The following is a 16905-nucleotide window of genomic DNA, read 5'->3' on the forward strand; positions in this document are numbered from 1 at the left end:
TGAAATGAAGTCGAACGGATCGATTGCGAGAGCCCCGCTTCGGCGGGGCTTTTTCTTTGTCCCTTTGCCAATGGGGGTCTCTCGTGGCAGGCTTGATTCCGCTGAGTGGAATCAATGCTCGGTAAACAAAGGCCCTAGGGAGGGACACCATGCAACGTCGCAAATTCCTGAAAACTGCGGGCGTCGGCGCCGCTGCCACGACCGTGGCGGCACCGGCTCTTGCGCAAGGTCAGCCGGAACTCAAATGGCGTCTGACATCGAGCTTTCCAAAATCGCTCGACACACTCTATGGCGGTGCCGAACACTTCTGCCGGCGGGTGGGCGAGATCACCGACGGCAAGTTCAAGATCACGCCGTTCGCCTCCGGTGAGATCGTCCCGGGCTTCCAGGTTCTCGATGCCGTCCAGAACGGCACCGTCGAGATGGGACAGACCGCCGCCTACTACTACATCGGCAAGGACATCACCTTCACCTTCGACACCGCCGTGCCATTCGGGCTCAACAGCCGCCAGCACGTCGCCTGGTGGATGCATGGTGGCGGTCGCCAGGCGATGGACGAATTCTATAAGGACTACGGCGTCGTGGGTCATCTGATGGGCGGCACGGGTGCCCAGATGGGTGGTTGGTACCGCAAGGAAATCAAGACGGTCGACGATCTCAAGGGCCTCAAGTTCCGTGTCGGCGGCTTTGCCGGCCAGATCCTGGGTAAACTGGGTGTGGTCGCGCAGCAGATCCCCGGCGGCGAAATCTATCCTGCCCTGGAAAAGGGCACGATCGACGCGGCCGAGTGGGTGGGCCCGTACGACGACGAGAAGCTCGGCTTCAACAAGGTGGCGCCGTTTTATTACTACCCGGGCTGGTGGGAAGGCACCGGCATGGGCACGGCCTACATCAATCAGAAGTCGTGGGAATCGCTGCCGCCGGGCTATCAGAAGGCAATCGAGGTTGCAGCCAATGAAGTGACGCTGTGGATGCTGGCCAAGTACGACAACGGCAACCCGGCGGCGTTGCGGCGTCTGGTGGCCAGCGGCGTCAAGCTCATGCCATTTCCGACGGCGGTGCTCGAAGCCTGCTTCAATGCGACCAACGAACTCTGCAACGAGATCGTGGCCAAGAACCCGAAGTTCAAGAAGGTCTGGGACGTCTGGAAGCCCTACCGGTCCGAACAGGTTCTGTGGTCCCGCATCGCGGAAGGTGGTTTCGACGGCTTCATGGCCCGCATGTACGGCGCCGGCAAGGTCTAGAGATTAACCGCAGCTGAATACGTGAAAACCCCGCTGCGGCGGGGTTTTCTTCGTTCAGACGGAGTGATGCTTTCCAAAGAGAATCCCGCGTGCCAGTCTCCCATCGCTTAGGGGAGCCATGTTGGTGACCTGTAGGGAGGCATTAAGAGATGAAGCGTAGAAAGTTTATCAGGACCGCGGGCGTAAGCGTCGCGGGTGTTGCAGCTGCGACGACCGTCGCGGCGCCGGCCATTGCGCAAAGCATGCCGGAAGTTAAGTGGCGTTTGACGTCGAGCTTTCCCAAGTCGCTCGACACGCTCTACGGCGGCGCTGAGCTCTTCAGCAAGCTCGTCGGTGAGATGTCGGATGGTAAGTTCCAGGTGAGGGCTTTTGCCGCCGGCGAAATCGTCCCGGGCCTGCAGGTTGCCGACGCAGTGCAGAACGGCACCGTCGAGGCGGGACAGACCGCTGCGTATTACTACTTCGGCAAGCATCCGAACTTCGTATTCGAGACTGGCCTGCCGTTCTCGATGAATCAGCGGCAATACTACGCCTGGCTGGAATTCGGCGGCGGTCACGAGCTGATCAACGACTTCTACAAGGAGTACAACTTCCGCTCCTTCACCTTCGGCGGCACGGGCTGCCAGATGGGCGGCTGGTTCCGCAAGGAAATCAAGTCGATGGACGACATGAAGGGTTTGAAGTTCCGCGTCGGCGGCTTCGCCGGCCTGATCCTCACGCGCCTCGGCGTGGTGCCGCAGCAGATCGCCGGCGGCGACATCTATCCCGCGCTCGAGAAGGGCACGATCGACGCCTGCGAGTGGGTCGGTCCGTACGACGACGAGAAGCTCGGCTTCAACAAGGTCGCCAAGTACTACTACTATCCCGGCTGGTGGGAGGGCGCGTCGGTCGGCTCGCTCTACATCAACAACGACGCCTGGGCGAAGCTGCCCAAGCCCTACCAGGCCATGGTCGAAGCGGCCGCAGGCCGCGTCACTTCCTGGATGGTGCCGAAGTACGATGCCGGCAATCCGCCGGCGCTGCGTCGCCTGGTGGCGGCGGGCACCGAACTGCGGCCGTTCCCGCGTACCGTCCTCGAGCCCTGTTTCCTCGAAGCCTACAAGTACTACGACGAACTCTCGGCCAAGGATCCGAAGTTCAAGAAGATCTACGACAGCCTGAAGTCGTTCCGGTCCGACGAGAACCTGTGGTTCCGCGTTGCCGAGAACACCTTCGACAACTTCAACTTCTCGATGTCGGCTCAGGGTCGCTAGAGCCTGCGCACGACCTCTGAAACGAGAAAGCCCCGCCGAAAGGCGGGGCTTTTTTGTGCCTGAAGCGGCTCAGTTCTTGGCAGGCGGTACGCCGAAGATCGGCGGCGCACTGTCTTCGCTGGGTGGCGCCTGGATATCGATCTTGACCTTGCTCGGGTCGAGGCCGTGGGGCTTGTCGAGGAAGATGGTCACCGTTTTCGGAAAGGCGATCACGATCGCCACCAACACGAGCTGCAACACCACCCAGGGGATCGAGCCCCAGTAGATGTCCGAACTCTTCACTTCCTTCGGCGCCACACTGCGCAGGTAGAACAGGGCGAAGCCGAAGGGTGGGTGCATGAATGAGGTCTGCATGTTCACGCACAACATCACACCGAAATAGATCAGCGCCGCGTCGGCGCCGACCACCGGGGTCAGAACTTTCTGCGCCACCGGCGCCAGCATCGGCACGATGATGAAGGCGATCTCGAAGAAATCGAGGAAGAATGCCAGGAAGAACACGAAGACGTTGACGACGATCAGGAATCCCCAGACGCCGCCGGGAAGATCGGTCAACAGATGTTCGACCCATCGGCCGCCGTCGACGCCGGCAAACGAGATCGAGAAGCAGGTGGCGCCGACCAGGATGAAGGCCACCATCGCGGTGATGCGCATGGTGGCCTGCATGGCCTGGACGATGAGGTCGCGCAGTTCCTTGAACTGCCACGCCCGCCAGCACAGCCAGACGACCGAGGCGAACATGACGGTGAAGGCGATCTGGAACGGAATCGACTTGAAGGCGACGATGCCAATCAGCGCCCCGACGATGGCGGCAACGCAGCCGCCGACGAACATGAGGCGATCGAACTTGGTCAGCGGCGCGTTGCGCACCACGGCCAGGACGATGGCGCCGATGGTGCCCATGGCGCCGGCTTCCGTCGGCGTCGCCAGGCCCATCATGATGGTGCCGAGGACAAGGAAGATCAGCACGCCCGCCGGAATGATTCCCCAAGCACACTTGACCAGCAAGGCGCGGCCAAACAACGTCCGTGGCACGGGTGGCAGGGCGTTTGGCTTCACCAACGTCAAATAGAACGTATAGGCGGCGAACAGGGCGATCTGCAGGATCGACGGTCCCCAGGCGCCGAGATACATGTCGCCGACCGAGCGGCCGAGCTGGTCGGCCAGGACGACCAGGACCAGGGAAGGCGGTACGAGCTGCGTGATCGTGCCCGAGGCCGCCAGCACGCCGGTCGCATAGCGCATGTCGTACTTGTAGCGGATCATCACCGGCAGGGTGATCAGCGCCATGGCGATCACCTGGGCGGCCACGGTGCCGGTGATGGCGCCGAGGATGAAGCCCACGATGATGGTCGAGTAGCCCAGCCCGCCCTTGATGGGGCCGAACAGCTGGCCCATCGACTCGAGCATGTCCTCGGCCAGGCCGCACTTTTCGAGGATCGCCCCCATGAAGGTGAAGAACGGGATGGCAAGCAGCAGTTCGTTCGACAGGATGCTGCCGAACACGCGGCCCGGGATGGCCTGCATGAAGGCCATCGTGAAGTAGCCCATCTCGATCGACAGGAACCCGAAGAAGAAGCCGACGGCGCAGAGGGAGAAGGCTACCGGGTAGCCGATGATCATGAAGACGACGAGGCCGCCGAACATCAGCGGCGGCATCCAATCCAACGGTATCATTGCGTCGGCCTCTCGTAGTGCGCTTCGAGGCTGTCGACGGCATAGTCGTTCAGGAACGCAACGCGTTTGATCAGTTCGGAAATGCCTTGCAGCGCCACCAGGGCGAAGCCCACGGGCAGCACCAGCTTGATCGGCCAGCGCAGGAGTCCGCCGGCGTTCGAGGAATGCTCAAACACATTGTAGGACTGCATGAAGAAAGGCCAACTCAGCCAGGCCAGAATGGCGCAAGTCGGGATCAGGAAGACAAGCGTGCCGAGGATGTCGATCCACAGTTGTCCGCGGCGGCTCAAGGTCATGTAGAGGATGTCGACCCGCACATGCTCGTTCTTCCTAAGCGTGTAGGCGGCACCGAACATGACAATGACGGCGAACATGTACCACTGCACTTCGAGCCAGGCGTTCGAACTCTGGTCGTAGGCGTAGCGGACCATCGCATTGCCGGCACTGACAACGCAGGCCAGTAGCACCAGCCAGTTGCAGATAACCCCGATCTTCTCGTTCATCGCGTCGATGAGCGTGCTGAAGGACAGCAAAAGGCGCATCCATCTCCCCTACTGCGAGTTCTTGTTGTCGGCGCCCCGTTCTCGCTGACCGGGGGCCTTCTAATAACGCGGTCTGCGGAGCCACGCTAGCATTTGGGCCTGTTCCGACAGACGACAGGGTGCGTCAAGTAGCTACATTTGGCCGGTTCTGCCTAGGTCGTAGGCAACTCCGTCCAGCCGTCCGGCCCGAAGAACTCCAAGGGGCGGAAGGCACGCTTGTAGGCCATCTTGCTCGAGTCGGCGATCCAGTAGCCGAGATAGACATAAGGCAACCCACGCCGGGCCGCGGCATTGGCCAGCCAAACGATCATGTGTGTTCCGAGGCCCCGTCGTGGGTCCTGCGGATCGAAGAAGCTGTAAACCGCCGATACGCCGCTCGACAGCCAGTCGACCAGACATGCTCCGACAAGGCGGCCATCGTCCGAGTCGTCGCGAAACTCGATGATCGCGGTTTCCACCGGGCTTTCCTCGACCATGGCGCGATAGTCGTCGAAATCCATGTCGGCCATGTCGCCGTCGCGATGCCGGGTTAGCACATAGCGTGAAAAAAGCGCGTACTGCTCCCCGGTCGCCAGTGGTTGCGACTCGACCGCGTGGACGTGCTCGTTGCGGCGCAGAATCCGGCGCTGGGCCCGGCTGGGTTCGAAATCGCGCACCCGGATACGCACCGGCACGCAGGCGCGGCAGCCGTCGCACAGCGGCTTGTAGACGAAGTGGTGGGAGCGCCTGAAGCCTGCATCGGTCAGCGTATCGTGCTGCGAGATCGCATCCGGTCCGCTCAGCTCGGTGACGAGCTTGGTCTCCAGCCGATGCGGCAGATACGGACAGCGCATCGCCGGCGTGGTGCGGAAGAACCGCAGGGTCTGGATGTTTTGGCGAATGAACATGGATTTATGAGAACGAGTGTAGCCCTCTCGCGGGCGAAGGAAAGCGGCCGTTCATTCGCCTAAAGTCGATAAGGCCGCAAAAATCAAGATTTAGGTTGCCTCCCGGTCATCCGGCGGATCGGAACGAGGGCAAGCCGTATCAACTTGGGCAGCAGCCACACCAGCAAGGCGACGAAGGCGGCCAGCAGACACAAGAACGTGATTGGATGGGCGATCGCCAGCGCCAGGCCGCCGATGACGGCTGCGTCCTCGGTGAGCGAGGCGGCGATGTTGCTGAAGGGCTCGGGCGAGGTGTTGATGAGGGCCCGGGAGCCGGTCTTGGCGATGTGCGTTCCCGCCGCCAGGGTCCCGCCCAGCAGGCCAGCGACGGCCGCGACCTCGGGGCTGAGCCCACCCGCCGCGCCGTAGGCCAGCAGGAAGCCCGCCGGAATGCGGACGAAGGTCTGCAGCATGTCGTTGATGCTGTCGACGTAGGGAATCTTGTCGGCGAAAAAATTGAGCGCGAACAGCAGCGCCGCCACGCCCAGGACCCAGGGCGAGGCCAGCACCTGAAGGTCGTGCGGCAGGCTGACGAGCCCAAAACGCCCGGCGGCGCCCAGCACCAGGACCGCGGCATAGGCGTTCAGACCGCTGGCCCATCCGGCGCCCAGCGCCACGGCGATCGCGGCGAGGGTTTCGGCGCTCATCGGTCGGGCTTCAAAGGGCGCGCCGGGCCTTGAGGGCGGTCGCCAGCGTGCCGTCGTCCAGCCAGTCGAGTTCACCGCCGACCGGAACGCCGTGGGCGAGGCGGGTAAGCGGCACGTCGAGCTCGGCCAGCCGCTCGGCGAGGTAGTGGGCGGTGGTCTGGCCGTCGACGGTGGCGTTGGTCGCCATGATCACTTCGCGGATGCCGCCCGCGCCGACGCGCTTCACCAGGGCTGCAATGTTGAGCTCGTCCGGGCCGATGCCGTCGAGCGCCGACAGCGAGCCGCCGAGCACGTGATAACGGCCGGGAAATATCTTGCCGCGCTCCATCGCCCAGAGGTCACCCACGTCCTCGACGACGCAAAGGAGTCCCGCGTCGCGCTTGGGATCGGCGCAGATCGAACAGGGATCCACCGTGTCGAGATTGCCGCAGGTCGAGCAGGCCCGGATCGCCCGCGCCGCGTTGGCGAGCGCGGCGCTGAGCGGCTGCATCAGGGTTTCGCGCTTCTTCAGAAGATGCAGCGCCACGCGGCGGGCAGAACGCGGGCCGAGGCCGGGCAGGCGACCCAGCAGCTGGATCAGCCGCTCTATCTCTGGACCGATCATCTAAAGCTTGAAACCCGGCGGCAGCGGCAGCCCGCCGGTGATGGTCTTCATCTGCTCCTGGACCATCTGCTCGACCTTGCCCCGCGCGTCGTTGGCGGCGGCCACGACCAGGTCCTCGACCACACCCTTGTCGGCCGGCACGAACAGCGAGGCGTCGATCTCGACCTTGCGCGTCTCGTTCTTGCCGTTGACCGTCACCTTGACCAGGCCGGCACCCGAGGTGCCGACGATCTCCAGCCGCTCGAGTGTCGCCTGCAGCTCCTGCATCTTCTGCTGCATGGCCTGCGCCTGCTGCATCAGGCCGCCGAGGTCCTTGAGTTTGTCGAACATCAGAACTCGCTTTCGGGAATATCGTCGTCGGCGGGATACTCGTCAGGCAGCGGGGGCTCCTCGCCCGAGGGGCCAGCGAGGCCCGAGACCAGCGAGGTCTGATCGCCCTTGCGGCGCACCGCCTCGAGCTTGGCCCCGGGGAAGGTCTTCAGGATGGCCTGCACCAGCGGATTGACCCCGGCCTGGCTCCTGAGGTCGTCGGCCTTGCTGGCCTTCTGGGCGGTCAGTGTCGGCTTGCCGGCGTCGCTCGAGACCGAGGCGATCCAGCGCCGGCCGGTCCAGCGGCTCAGGCATTCGCTGAGGCGCGACGCGAGATCGGGCGGTGCCTGCGGCTCGGGCCGGAATTCGATCAGTCCCGGCTCGCAGCGGACCTCGTGGACATGGTGCATCAGGTAGTTGACCAGGCGCGCCTCGCGCTTGGTCTCGAACAGCGCCACGACCTCGGTGAAGTTCTTCGGCGCCGGCAGCGCCTCCGCAGGCTGGCCCACGGCCTGCGCCGGCTGCGGCGCCAGCCGGACCGCGGCGCCACCGCCACCGCCGCGGGGCGCTGGCGAAGAGGAGGTGCCCGCACCTGCACCGGCAGCGGCGCCGTTCTGCAGGGACTTGATCACGTCGCCCGGCGAGGGCAGGTCGGACACGTAGCAGAGACGGATCAGCGTCATCTCCGCGGCGCGCAATGGCGAGGGCGCCGACAGCGTCTCCTGCAGGCCCTTCATCAGCAGCGTCCAGGCCCGCGTGAGCGACGCCATGGAGAGCTTGGCCGCCATCGCCAGGCCCTGCGCGCGTTCGCTGTCGGCCGAACCCGCGGCCGCTTCGGGCGCCACTTTCAGCCGCGTCACCCAGTGCGTGAGTTCGAGCAGGTCCTGCAGGACGACGACCGGATCGGCGCCGGAATCGTGCATCTCGCCCAGCGACGCCACCACCGCCGGCGCATCGCCGCGCATGGTCTTCTCGAACAGTTCCAGCACCCGGCTGCGGTCGGCCAGGCCCAGCATGTCGCGCACTTGCGCTGCATCCACGACGCCGCTGCCGTGGGCGATCGCCTGGTCGAGCATCGAGAGGCCATCGCGCACCGAGCCGTCGGCGGCGCGCGCGATGAGCGCCAGCGCCTCGGGCGAGATCTCGACCTTCTCGGTGGCCGAGATCTTGCCGAAATGCTCGACCAGCACATCCTGCGGCACGCGCTTCAGGTCGAAACGCTGGCAGCGGCTCAGCACCGTCACCGGCACCTTGCGGATCTCGGTGGTGGCGAACAGGAACTTCACATGCGGCGGCGGCTCTTCCAGCGTCTTGAGCAGCGCGTTGAAGGCCTTCTCCGACAGCATGTGCACTTCGTCGATGATGTAGACCTTGTAGCGCGCCGACACGGGGCGATAGCGCACGCCCTCGATCAGCTCGCGCACGTCGTCGATGCCGGTGCGCGAGGCGGCGTCCATCTCGATCACGTCGACGTGGCGGTCCTCGGTGATGGCCTTGCAGTTGTCGCAGACGCCGCAAGGATCGACGGTCGGTCCGCCCTTGCCGTCGGCCCCCACGCAATTGAGCGCGCGGGCGATGATACGGGCGGTCGTGGTCTTGCCGACGCCGCGCACGCCGGTGAGCATGAAAGCGTGCGCGATGCGGCCGGTGGCGATGGCGTTGCGCAGCGTGCGCACCATCGCCTCCTGGCCGACCAGGGTGGTGAAATCGGTAGGTCGGTATTTGCGGGCGAGGACGCGGTAGGGAAGCGCCTTCTCTCCAGCCCCATCGCCAGTGGATTTGTCGCCAGTGCCTTTGGTGGCTTGCGCCATGGCGATCACCCGCTCAAGCGCCGTGGCCCCTCACGCCCGGCGGTCGTCGCGCCTGGGCGGCCTGCCCCTCGCGACGGCGTGCACGAGGGAACAGGTGAGGGACCGACATGACCCGAAGCGAATTCGTTACGGCTGCTTCCTTCCGGATCTGACCGGGTTGGCGACTGCTCCGCCCACACCGGCCCCTCGGGGGCGTTATATCAGGAGTCCGGGGCCCCGGCACAAGGGATGAAGTGGACCATTTCGAGCCTCGCCTGGAAGGATGTTGTTTGTTCGCAATGGGTGCCCGGATTTGCCGGCCAAGGCCTTGATTCGACGCCGGAAACGCCCCGCGCATGCCACGGAATTCGCTCCGGCGACTTTCAGAATACGTGCCCCTTCCGGACTCGACTTAGACAGCACGACCCGCTCCGCCGCCGCCGTGCCGCAGCAGGCGGCCGGAATGCGTATTGGTCGGCTGGCCATTTCGCATGGTGACTTCGCCGTTGACGAGGATGTACCTGTAGCCTTCCGCGCGCTGAATGCGACGCCACTCGCCGCCCGGCAGGTCGTGAACGATCTCGTCAGGCAGCACGCGCAACCCGTCGAAATCGTAGATCACGATGTCGGCCGGCGCTCCCTTCCTGAGTTGGCCGCGGCCGCGAAAGCCGGCGACCTCCGCCGGCAAGGTCGACAGGCGCCAATGCACGTCCTCGAGGCTGAGCATCTTGTGCTCGCGCACGACCTTGCAAATTGTTTCCGTAGGATAGCGCCCGGCCGTCAGGAACTTGGTATGAGCGCCACCGTCGGACACGCCGAAAAGGACGTAGGGGTCGTCGACCAGTTCCTTCAGATGTTCGATCTTGCCGTTGGGAGGGGCAGCGAAGAATTCGGTCTTCAGATCCTCCTCCACGGCCATGTCGAGCATGACGTCGACCGGGTGCTTGCCCATTTTCTCCCCGGCATGAGCCAACGTGTAGTCGAGCCATTTCTTGTTCTTGTCGAGTTGCGGCCCGACGATGGCGATCTGCGGCAGTGGTCCTGTCGCCGTGACCGGCAGCTTGTCGCGCAGCGCCTGCCGGCGTGCCGGATCGGCCAACTTGGCCAGCCGTTCGGCGCGCGTCCCCGTCGTGGCGTCGCACCAGGGTTGCGAATCGTCGAACAGGTTCCAGTCCTCGAAGGTGAAGGTGAAACCCGCATCGGTCGTCAGACCTTGTGCCACGACGCGGACACCGCGCTCGCGGCAACTCGCAAGCCAGGCCATGACCCGGCGGTGGATTTCGGGGCGGTGATCGAAGGCCTGCAGAACGTTCATGATGACCGGCCGGCCACTGATGGTAGCCATCTCCTCGTAGAAAGCGCGGTCGCGAGCGTTGTCTCCGGAGATCAGCAGCATCTGCACGAAGCCGTCGTTACGATCGGCCAGTACCTTGGCGAACTCGCGACAGGTCTCGTCGTGCATGACGTCGGTCGGCATGGGCGAGCCATCATAGTCGCGCTGCACCGCCGACGGGCCAGTCGGCTGCATCCGCTGGGCCGACCAGCCGCAAGCTCCCGCATCCATGGCCTCGTGGAGCAACCGTCGCAGCTCGGCATGCTGTTCAGGCGTCGGCAGCCTACCGGCCTTGGCGGCCTCGAACCCCATCACCCAGATCAGGAGCGGCGAAATCGGCACATAGGGCAAAATGTTCACCGCCTTGGGCGCGCGGTCGACGCTGTCGAGGAATTCCGGGAAGGTCACCCAGTTCCACGGCATGCCCTCGCGCATGGACGCCAGCGGAATCGCCTCGACCCGGGTCATCGACAGCATGGCGCGCTCGCGTTCGGCGGGCCGCACGGGCGCGAAGCCGAAGCCGCAATTGCCGATCACCACCGACGTGATGCCATGCCAGCTCGACAGCGTGCAGTAGGGATCCCAAAAGAGCTGGGCGTCATAATGAGTGTGCAGGTCGACGAAGCCCGGCGCCACGATCAGGCCACCGGCATCGATCGTCTCGTCGGCCTCGTTGGCGGTGATCTGGCCGATTTCGGCGATCAGACCATCCTTGATGCCGATATCGCCGCGATAGCGCGGCAGCCGGCTGCCATCGACGATCATGCCGCCACGGATCACGCGATCGAACCGAGCCATGTCTTCTCCTGATCCAGCCTCTGAACCGGCACGCTGCAGATAAACCGCTGGACCGGTACGAACGCTATCATTCCGGCGAGTTTCGGAGAAGCTGTCGGCCGCCGGATCACCACATGCATTTTGCCAAGAGAGACTGATCCGAGTTCTCAAGCAGCGCGGCGGCCGGCCGGACGCGCGAGGCCGAGATGCTCGCGCAAGGTCGTACCCGCATAGTCGGCGCGAAACAGGCCACGCTCCTGCAGGAGGGGCACCACGCCCTTGGCGAAATCATCGAACTGTCCGGGGAAAAACGGCGGCATCACGTTGAAGCCGTCGGCGGCGCCGGCGCGGAACCAGGCTTCCAGCGTGTCGGCGATCATGAGGGGCGTGCCGATCAGCAGCAGATGGCCACGCGCCGCCGCCACGCGATAGTAGAGCTGCCGCAGGGTGAGCTTGTCGCGCCGCGCCATTTTCAGCAGCAGCGCGGCGCGGCTTTTCAGATTTTCGGTTTCCGGCAGGTCCGGCACCGGCTCGTCGAGCGGATGGACCGACATGTCCGAGCCCAGCCGCTCCGACAGCACCGTGAAAGCCTGCGCCGTGTCGATGCTGCGGTTGAGCTCGTCGAAGATTTCTAGCGCCTCCGCTTCGGTCCGGCCCACCACGGGCATAACGCCGGGCATGATCCGCGCGGCATCCGCCGTCCGACCGTAGCCGACCAGTTGCGCCTTTACCGCGTCATAAAAAGCCTGCGCCTCCGCGAGGTCGTTCTGTGCCGTGAACACGACGTCGGCGATGCGCGCCGCCAGCGCCTGGCCAGGGCCGGAGGAGCCGGCCTGGATCAGCACCGGATGGCCCTGCGGCGAGCGCGGCACATTGAGCGCGCCCGTCACGGTGAAATACTTTCCGCGGAAGTCCGGCACATGGAGGCTGCCCGGCCGCACGAAGCGGCCGGCGGCCTTGTCGGGCGAGAAGGCGCTGTCGTCCCAGCTGTCCCACAGCATGCGGCAGGCTTCGACGAACTCCTCGGCCATGGCATAGCGCTCGGCGTGCGGCGGATGCTGGCGGCCGAACACCGCCGCCGACTTGTCGTAGGCCGTCGTCACCACATTCCACGCCGCCCGGCCGCCGCTCAGGTGATCGAGCGAAGCGAAGCCGCGGGCCACGTGATAGGGCTCGGCGTAAGTCGTGGAGCCGGTGGCCGCCAGCCCGAGCCGCGAAGTGCCCATGGCCAGTGCCGAGAGGAGGGTCAGCGGCTCGAACTTGCCGATGGTCGAGGGATGCTCGCTGTAACCGGTGGCGAAGCCGTCGCCCAGGAAGAACATGTCGAACTTGGCCTGCTCGGCGGTGGCGGCGATGTGCTGCATCAGCGCGAGGTTCGGCCAGCCGTCGACCGTGGCGTCGGGATGCCGCCAGCCACCGACGTGATGACCCGGGACCTGCACGAAGACGCCGAGGCGCATGCTTCTCATTTCATTATCACGCGGAATGACGTTTTGTGCCTGGGCAGATGCAGAGGCGGAGCATTGCTGCGTTCATCATGAAGCCTCTTCATGGGCGACCCGGAAATGCTATTCTACGCCGACAGGGAGCCCGCCTGTCGGGCCGGAAAGCAACGAAAATGGCGATGATCCAGCGCCAAGGGAAGAAGTAGAAGCCGTGCCCAAGCCTGATCCGCCGCCGGCGATGCCGCTGGTGGTGTTCCTCCTTGTTTTGGCGACGGTGGCCCTGGCTGTCGTCGTGCTGATCGAATACTAGCGGCGGCGCGCGACCCTAGTGCGCGAGGTGGCGCATGCCGCCGTCGACCGGGATCACCGCGCCGGTGATATAGCGCGCCGCGGGGGAGGCGAGGAAGGCCACGAGGTTGGCCACGTCCTCGGGCTCGCCGAAATAGCCGATCGGGATATTGCGCTCGATGAAGAGGCGCCGCGCTTCCTCCGTCGGATGAAGCTTCTGCAGGATCTGCTCCGAATTGATGCGACCGGGCTGGATGGTGTTCACCGTCACGCCGTCGGCAGCGACATCGCAGGAAAGACCCTTGGCCCAGAGATGAAGCGCCGCCTTGGCGGCCATGGCGGCGTTCAGCCCGCGCGGTTCCATCGAGCCGCTGATGCTGACGATCCGGCCCCATTTGCGTGCCCGCATCGCCGGCAGCAGCGCCTTGGTGAAGAGGCGCGCAGCGGTGAAGTTGAGCGCAAAGGCTTCCTCCCAAACGTCGTCGCTGGCGTCCGGTCCGGTGGGCCGTGAACCACCGGCGCAATTGACCAGAATGTCGATCGGCCCCAGCGCCTTCGTCGCCTCGGCGGCGATGCGCGCGATATCCTGGGTGTTGGTGACGTCGCCCGAGATCGCCGTCACACCGTCGAGGCGCTCGATCCTGTCGACGCGCCGCGCCGTGGCGGCGACGCGCGCGCCTTCCTTTGCCAGGAGATGCACGACGCCGGCGCCGATGCCGGCGCTGGCGCCGGTGACGAGGCAGCTCCGGCCATTCAGATCGAATTTCATCGCGCCTTGATGGACGAGCGGAGGCCGGTTGCCAATCTCGACGTTAGCCCAGGCGCAGCAGCGGCACGGCGGCGGCGGCCATGAGGACGGCCAGGATCCGCGTGCGGGTAAAAGGCTCCTTTAGCCAGGCGACGGCGATCAGGATCGCGAAGATCGAACTGGTGTCGCGGAGCGCAGCCGCCGGCGCGATCGGCGCATGGCTCCAGACCCACAGGATGAGAAGGTACGACGCCATCGACGCCATCGCGATCGGCAGCGTCGCCAGCCATTGTCCGTCGAGCTGACGCCACGGCGGCCCCTGGCGCCGCTGGCGCCAGCACATGGCCGCGGCATTGGTGATCGAGACGACGAAGCCGTAGGCCCAGGGATTTCCTGACGCGCGCACACCCTGCGCATCGCACATTATATAGGCGGCGGTGCCGAGGCCGGCCGCGAGCGTCCAGGCCAGCGCCTTCCGGGTGACGGCCTGGTCCCGCGCCGCGTCGAGGGCGAGCACGCCCAGCGAGAGCGCGATCACGACGATGCCGGCGAGCGCCGCCGGCCCGAACTTCTCTCCCGTGAGCGCCGCCGCCATCGGCACGACCAGCAGCACCGCCACCGCACGCATGACGGGATAGACGAGGCCGAAACCGCCCAACTCGTAGGCCCGCAGGAGTGCTGCGATCGTGAGCACGTTCATGAGGGTGGAGGCCACGATCCAGATCCATGCCGCAGGCGCCGGCAGGCCGGACCACAGCAGGGCCGGCACGACCAGGACCGCGCCCAGCAGCATCTGCGCCGTCATCGCCTGCGCCGGGTTGCGGTTGGCCTTCACGGCGGCATTCCAGCCGGCGTGCAGCAGCGCGCTCAGCAGGGCCGCGGCGACGTCGGTGATGTCCATCGTTCAGCCGCGGTCGCTCGAGACGATGACGACGGCGTAGCGCGCGGGTTTCGGTGTCGGGTTGTGATAGGCGATCCGCCGGTCGAGGACCATCGCCAGGCAATCGCCAGTGGCGAGGTCGAAGCGCTCGCGGCCGAGCGTGACCTCGATCGCGCCCTGCAGGACCCAGACCTGCTGATGCGTGACGCCCGGACGCACCCCGGTCTCGTAGGCGACGCGCGCGCCGGGTGGAAACGTCACGTCGACGATCTGGATGGGCGAGGGGAAGCCATCCGGAGAGACGTTGCGCCGCCGATAGTCCGAGCCGGGGTCGCGCCATTCGACCTGCTCGGCCCGGCGCGAGACCGGCTTCGACGATGCCGCGGGTGCTTCGAAGAGCGATGCCAGAGGCACGCCGAGGCCGGTCGCCAGCTTTTCCAGCACGACCGCCGTCGGGCTGCTCTCGCCCCGCTCGACCAGGGAGATCATGGAGCGGCTGACGTCCGAGACCTCGGCCAATGCTTCCAGCGACAGGCCGCGCTCGGCGCGGATCTGGCGCACGCGGGCGGCGATGCGATCATTGATGGTCATGAAACTGGACGGATCGTCCAGTATATTGGACGAAGGGTCAAGTCCCCGAAGGCTAACGGCTGGCGCGCGCCCCCGTGGTCGCGGGCTCGTCGACAACGCCCTTGGCCGAGACGACGACGCCGTAGTCCCGAAGCGCCGTCTCGACCGAGATGACCTCGTCCAGCACGTCGTCGGCGACCTTGGCCGGGTCGCGCTCCAGCGGGTTGCCGTAGCCGCCGCCAGCGGGGCCGTAGCAGACGAAACGGCCGCCGGTAGCGATGTTCATGTGCGGCACCTTGGAGGGGAGCGCGCGGTCGGGCTTGCCGGGCATCATGAGATCGAGCTTGGCCGGCATGCCTTCGCTGCCGCCGAGGAACCCCCAGGGCCGGTAGCGATGGCCTTCGCCCTCGACCGAGGCGCCGCCGTCCGAAAGGAACGTGAACTCGCGCACCGATCCCAGGCCGCCGCGCCACTTGCCGGCGCCGCTCACGTCCTCGCGCAGTTCGTAGCGCAGCACGCGGAGCGGCAGGTGGGTCTCGATGTCCTCGATCGGGTTGTTGCGCGTGTTGGCATAGAGCGTGTCGACGGCATCCATGCCGTCCTTGCCGAGGCGCCCGCCGTAGGAGCCCTCGAAGATCTCCATATGCACCCAGTGCGTCTCGTCCTTGAGGCCGGAGAAGGCGATGACCTTGAGATTGCCGATGCCGGCCGAGACGTTGCCGGGCATGGCGAGCGACAGCGCCTTCATCACCGTGTCGGCGAGCTGGTTGCCGGGACAGAAGCGGGCGATGGTGGGGGCGGGGAAGGTCGGGTTGGCCAGGCATCCCTTGGGCGCGATGATGGTGATCGGCCGGATCAGGCCCGCGTTCACCGGGATGTGGCCGTGGATCTCGGTATCGAGCAGCACCGAGCGGATGGTGAGCCAGATGGCGATATCGGCGGTGCCTTCGAGCGGCATGTTGATCGGCCGGTCCGGGACCTGCGGCGCGGTGCCCGTGAGGTCGACGATAAGCGAATCGTCTTTCTTGATGATGGTGACGACGATCGGCAGTTCCTTCTTCGTCGGATCGTCGCTGTCGAGATAGCCGTCGATCGCCGTCTCGGCGCGGTAGATGCCGTCGGGCAGCCTGGCGATCGCCTGGCGCATCAGCCGCTCCGCGTGATCCATCAACGCCGTGCAGGCGAGCTCGAAAGTCTCGAGCCCGTAGCGCTCGACCAGCTCGACCATGCGGTCGGCGCCGATGCGGGCGGCGGCGATCTGGGCATCCATGTCGCCGACCACGAGGTCCGACGCACGGATATTGTCGCGCACGATCTGCCACACCATGTCGTTCCTGACGCCGCGGTCGTAGACCTTGATCGCCTTGAACTGCAGGCCCTCGGCATAGGCGTCGATCGCCTCGACGATGCCGCAGGAGCCGGGCGACAGCGCACCGATGTCGAGATGATGCGCCGTGGTCGCGGCATAGGCGATCAGCCGGCCTTGTACGAACACCGGCACGATGAAGGCGACGTCGGGGCCGTGGCTCGCGCCCGAGTAGGCGTCGTTGTGTATGATGACGTCGCCGGGACGGATGACGTCGCCGCGTTCGGCCAGGATCCGCTGGATACCGCGCACGTAGCCCGGGATCGGGCCGGACTGCAGTGGCGTCGATTGTGCCGATTCGGCCAGGCCTCGTCCTTCAGCGTCAACAAGTGCTGCGCCAAAATCCTCCGACTCGCGGATGATCGAGGAGTAGCTCATCCGCATCAATTTATAACCCATCTCGACCGCGATATTCTCGAGCGCGCCCTGGATCACGCTGCTGGTGATCGGGTCGATGCGGTCGGGTTTCAGGCCAGGCTGGCGACGATGGGCTGTACTCATGACGA

Annotated in this window: 15 protein-coding genes and 1 other RNA gene; 2 read left to right on the top strand and 14 right to left on the bottom strand. The window is 65.4% G+C overall.

Annotated features, from left to right (window positions below; translation table 11 throughout):
• Positions 1–149: 149 nt before the first annotated feature.
• Both EPO55_RS08325 and EPO55_RS08330 read left to right on the top strand, forming a co-directional pair.
• A complete protein-coding gene (locus tag EPO55_RS08325; protein ID WP_296336161.1) occupies positions 150–1244 on the top strand; it encodes a TRAP transporter substrate-binding protein in 1095 nt (364 codons plus the stop codon).
• A 149-nt stretch (positions 1245–1393) separates the two neighbouring features.
• Positions 1394–2497 carry a TRAP transporter substrate-binding protein gene (locus tag EPO55_RS08330; protein WP_296336162.1) on the top strand — a complete coding sequence of 368 codons (1104 nt, stop codon included), beginning with the start codon at positions 1394–1396 and terminating at the stop codon, positions 2495–2497.
• A 69-nt stretch (positions 2498–2566) separates the two neighbouring features.
• Here the strand turns inward: EPO55_RS08330 and EPO55_RS08335 are convergent, their stop codons facing one another.
• From EPO55_RS08335 to EPO55_RS08400, 14 genes are all read right to left on the bottom strand, one after another.
• A complete protein-coding gene (locus EPO55_RS08335; protein WP_296336163.1) occupies positions 2567–4174 on the bottom strand; it encodes a TRAP transporter large permease subunit in 1608 nt (535 codons plus the stop codon).
• The gene (locus EPO55_RS08340; protein ID WP_296336164.1) at positions 4171–4716 is read right to left on the bottom strand and encodes a TRAP transporter small permease subunit; all 546 of its coding nucleotides are present in this window, start codon (positions 4714–4716) and stop codon (positions 4171–4173) included. Before EPO55_RS08340 ends, EPO55_RS08335 begins: the two co-directional genes overlap by 4 nt.
• 152 nt (positions 4717–4868) lie before the next feature.
• Positions 4869–5603, bottom strand: coding sequence for an arginyltransferase (locus EPO55_RS08345; protein ID WP_296336166.1), 735 nt, complete (start codon positions 5601–5603; stop codon positions 4869–4871).
• 83 nt (positions 5604–5686) lie between these two features.
• The gene (locus EPO55_RS08350; RefSeq protein WP_296336167.1) at positions 5687–6289 is read right to left on the bottom strand and encodes a DUF4126 domain-containing protein; all 603 of its coding nucleotides are present in this window, start codon (positions 6287–6289) and stop codon (positions 5687–5689) included.
• Positions 6290–6299: 10 nt separating this feature from the next.
• Positions 6300–6893: a recombination mediator RecR gene (gene recR, locus EPO55_RS08355; protein WP_296336168.1), complete on the bottom strand. Its 594-nt coding sequence runs from the start codon at positions 6891–6893 to the stop codon at positions 6300–6302.
• Complete coding sequence (locus tag EPO55_RS08360) at positions 6894–7223, bottom strand: YbaB/EbfC family nucleoid-associated protein (RefSeq protein WP_296336169.1); 330 nt, start codon at positions 7221–7223, stop codon at positions 6894–6896. It abuts the gene before it with no gap.
• Positions 7223–9013, bottom strand: coding sequence for a DNA polymerase III subunit gamma/tau (locus tag EPO55_RS08365; RefSeq protein WP_296336170.1), 1791 nt, complete (start codon positions 9011–9013; stop codon positions 7223–7225). Before EPO55_RS08365 ends, EPO55_RS08360 begins: the two co-directional genes overlap by 1 nt.
• Before the next feature lie 93 nt (positions 9014–9106).
• An RNA gene (ffs, locus tag EPO55_RS08370) (signal recognition particle sRNA small type) lies at positions 9107–9201 on the bottom strand.
• Positions 9202–9404: 203 nt separating this feature from the next.
• The gene (locus EPO55_RS08375; RefSeq protein ID WP_296336171.1) at positions 9405–11123 is read right to left on the bottom strand and encodes an amidohydrolase family protein; all 1719 of its coding nucleotides are present in this window, start codon (positions 11121–11123) and stop codon (positions 9405–9407) included.
• A gap of 146 nt (positions 11124–11269) precedes the next feature.
• A complete protein-coding gene (locus EPO55_RS08380; RefSeq protein ID WP_296336173.1) occupies positions 11270–12571 on the bottom strand; it encodes an LLM class flavin-dependent oxidoreductase in 1302 nt (433 codons plus the stop codon).
• Positions 12572–12872: 301 nt separating this feature from the next.
• Positions 12873–13604, bottom strand: a complete 732-nt coding sequence (locus EPO55_RS08385) for an SDR family oxidoreductase (RefSeq protein ID WP_296336174.1) — start codon at positions 13602–13604, stop codon at positions 12873–12875.
• Between the two features lie 43 nt (positions 13605–13647).
• Positions 13648–14484, bottom strand: a complete 837-nt coding sequence (locus tag EPO55_RS08390) for an EamA family transporter (protein ID WP_296336175.1) — start codon at positions 14482–14484, stop codon at positions 13648–13650.
• A gap of 3 nt (positions 14485–14487) precedes the next feature.
• Positions 14488–15054 carry an XRE family transcriptional regulator gene (locus EPO55_RS08395; protein WP_296336176.1) on the bottom strand — a complete coding sequence of 189 codons (567 nt, stop codon included), beginning with the start codon at positions 15052–15054 and terminating at the stop codon, positions 14488–14490.
• 52 nt (positions 15055–15106) lie between these two features.
• Positions 15107–16900, bottom strand: coding sequence for a hydantoinase B/oxoprolinase family protein (locus EPO55_RS08400; RefSeq protein WP_296336177.1), 1794 nt, complete (start codon positions 16898–16900; stop codon positions 15107–15109).
• Positions 16901–16905 lie beyond the last annotated feature (5 nt).

The sequence above is a fragment of the Reyranella sp. genome (genome assembly GCF_004296935.1).
GTDB lineage: Bacteria > Pseudomonadota > Alphaproteobacteria > Reyranellales > Reyranellaceae > Reyranella.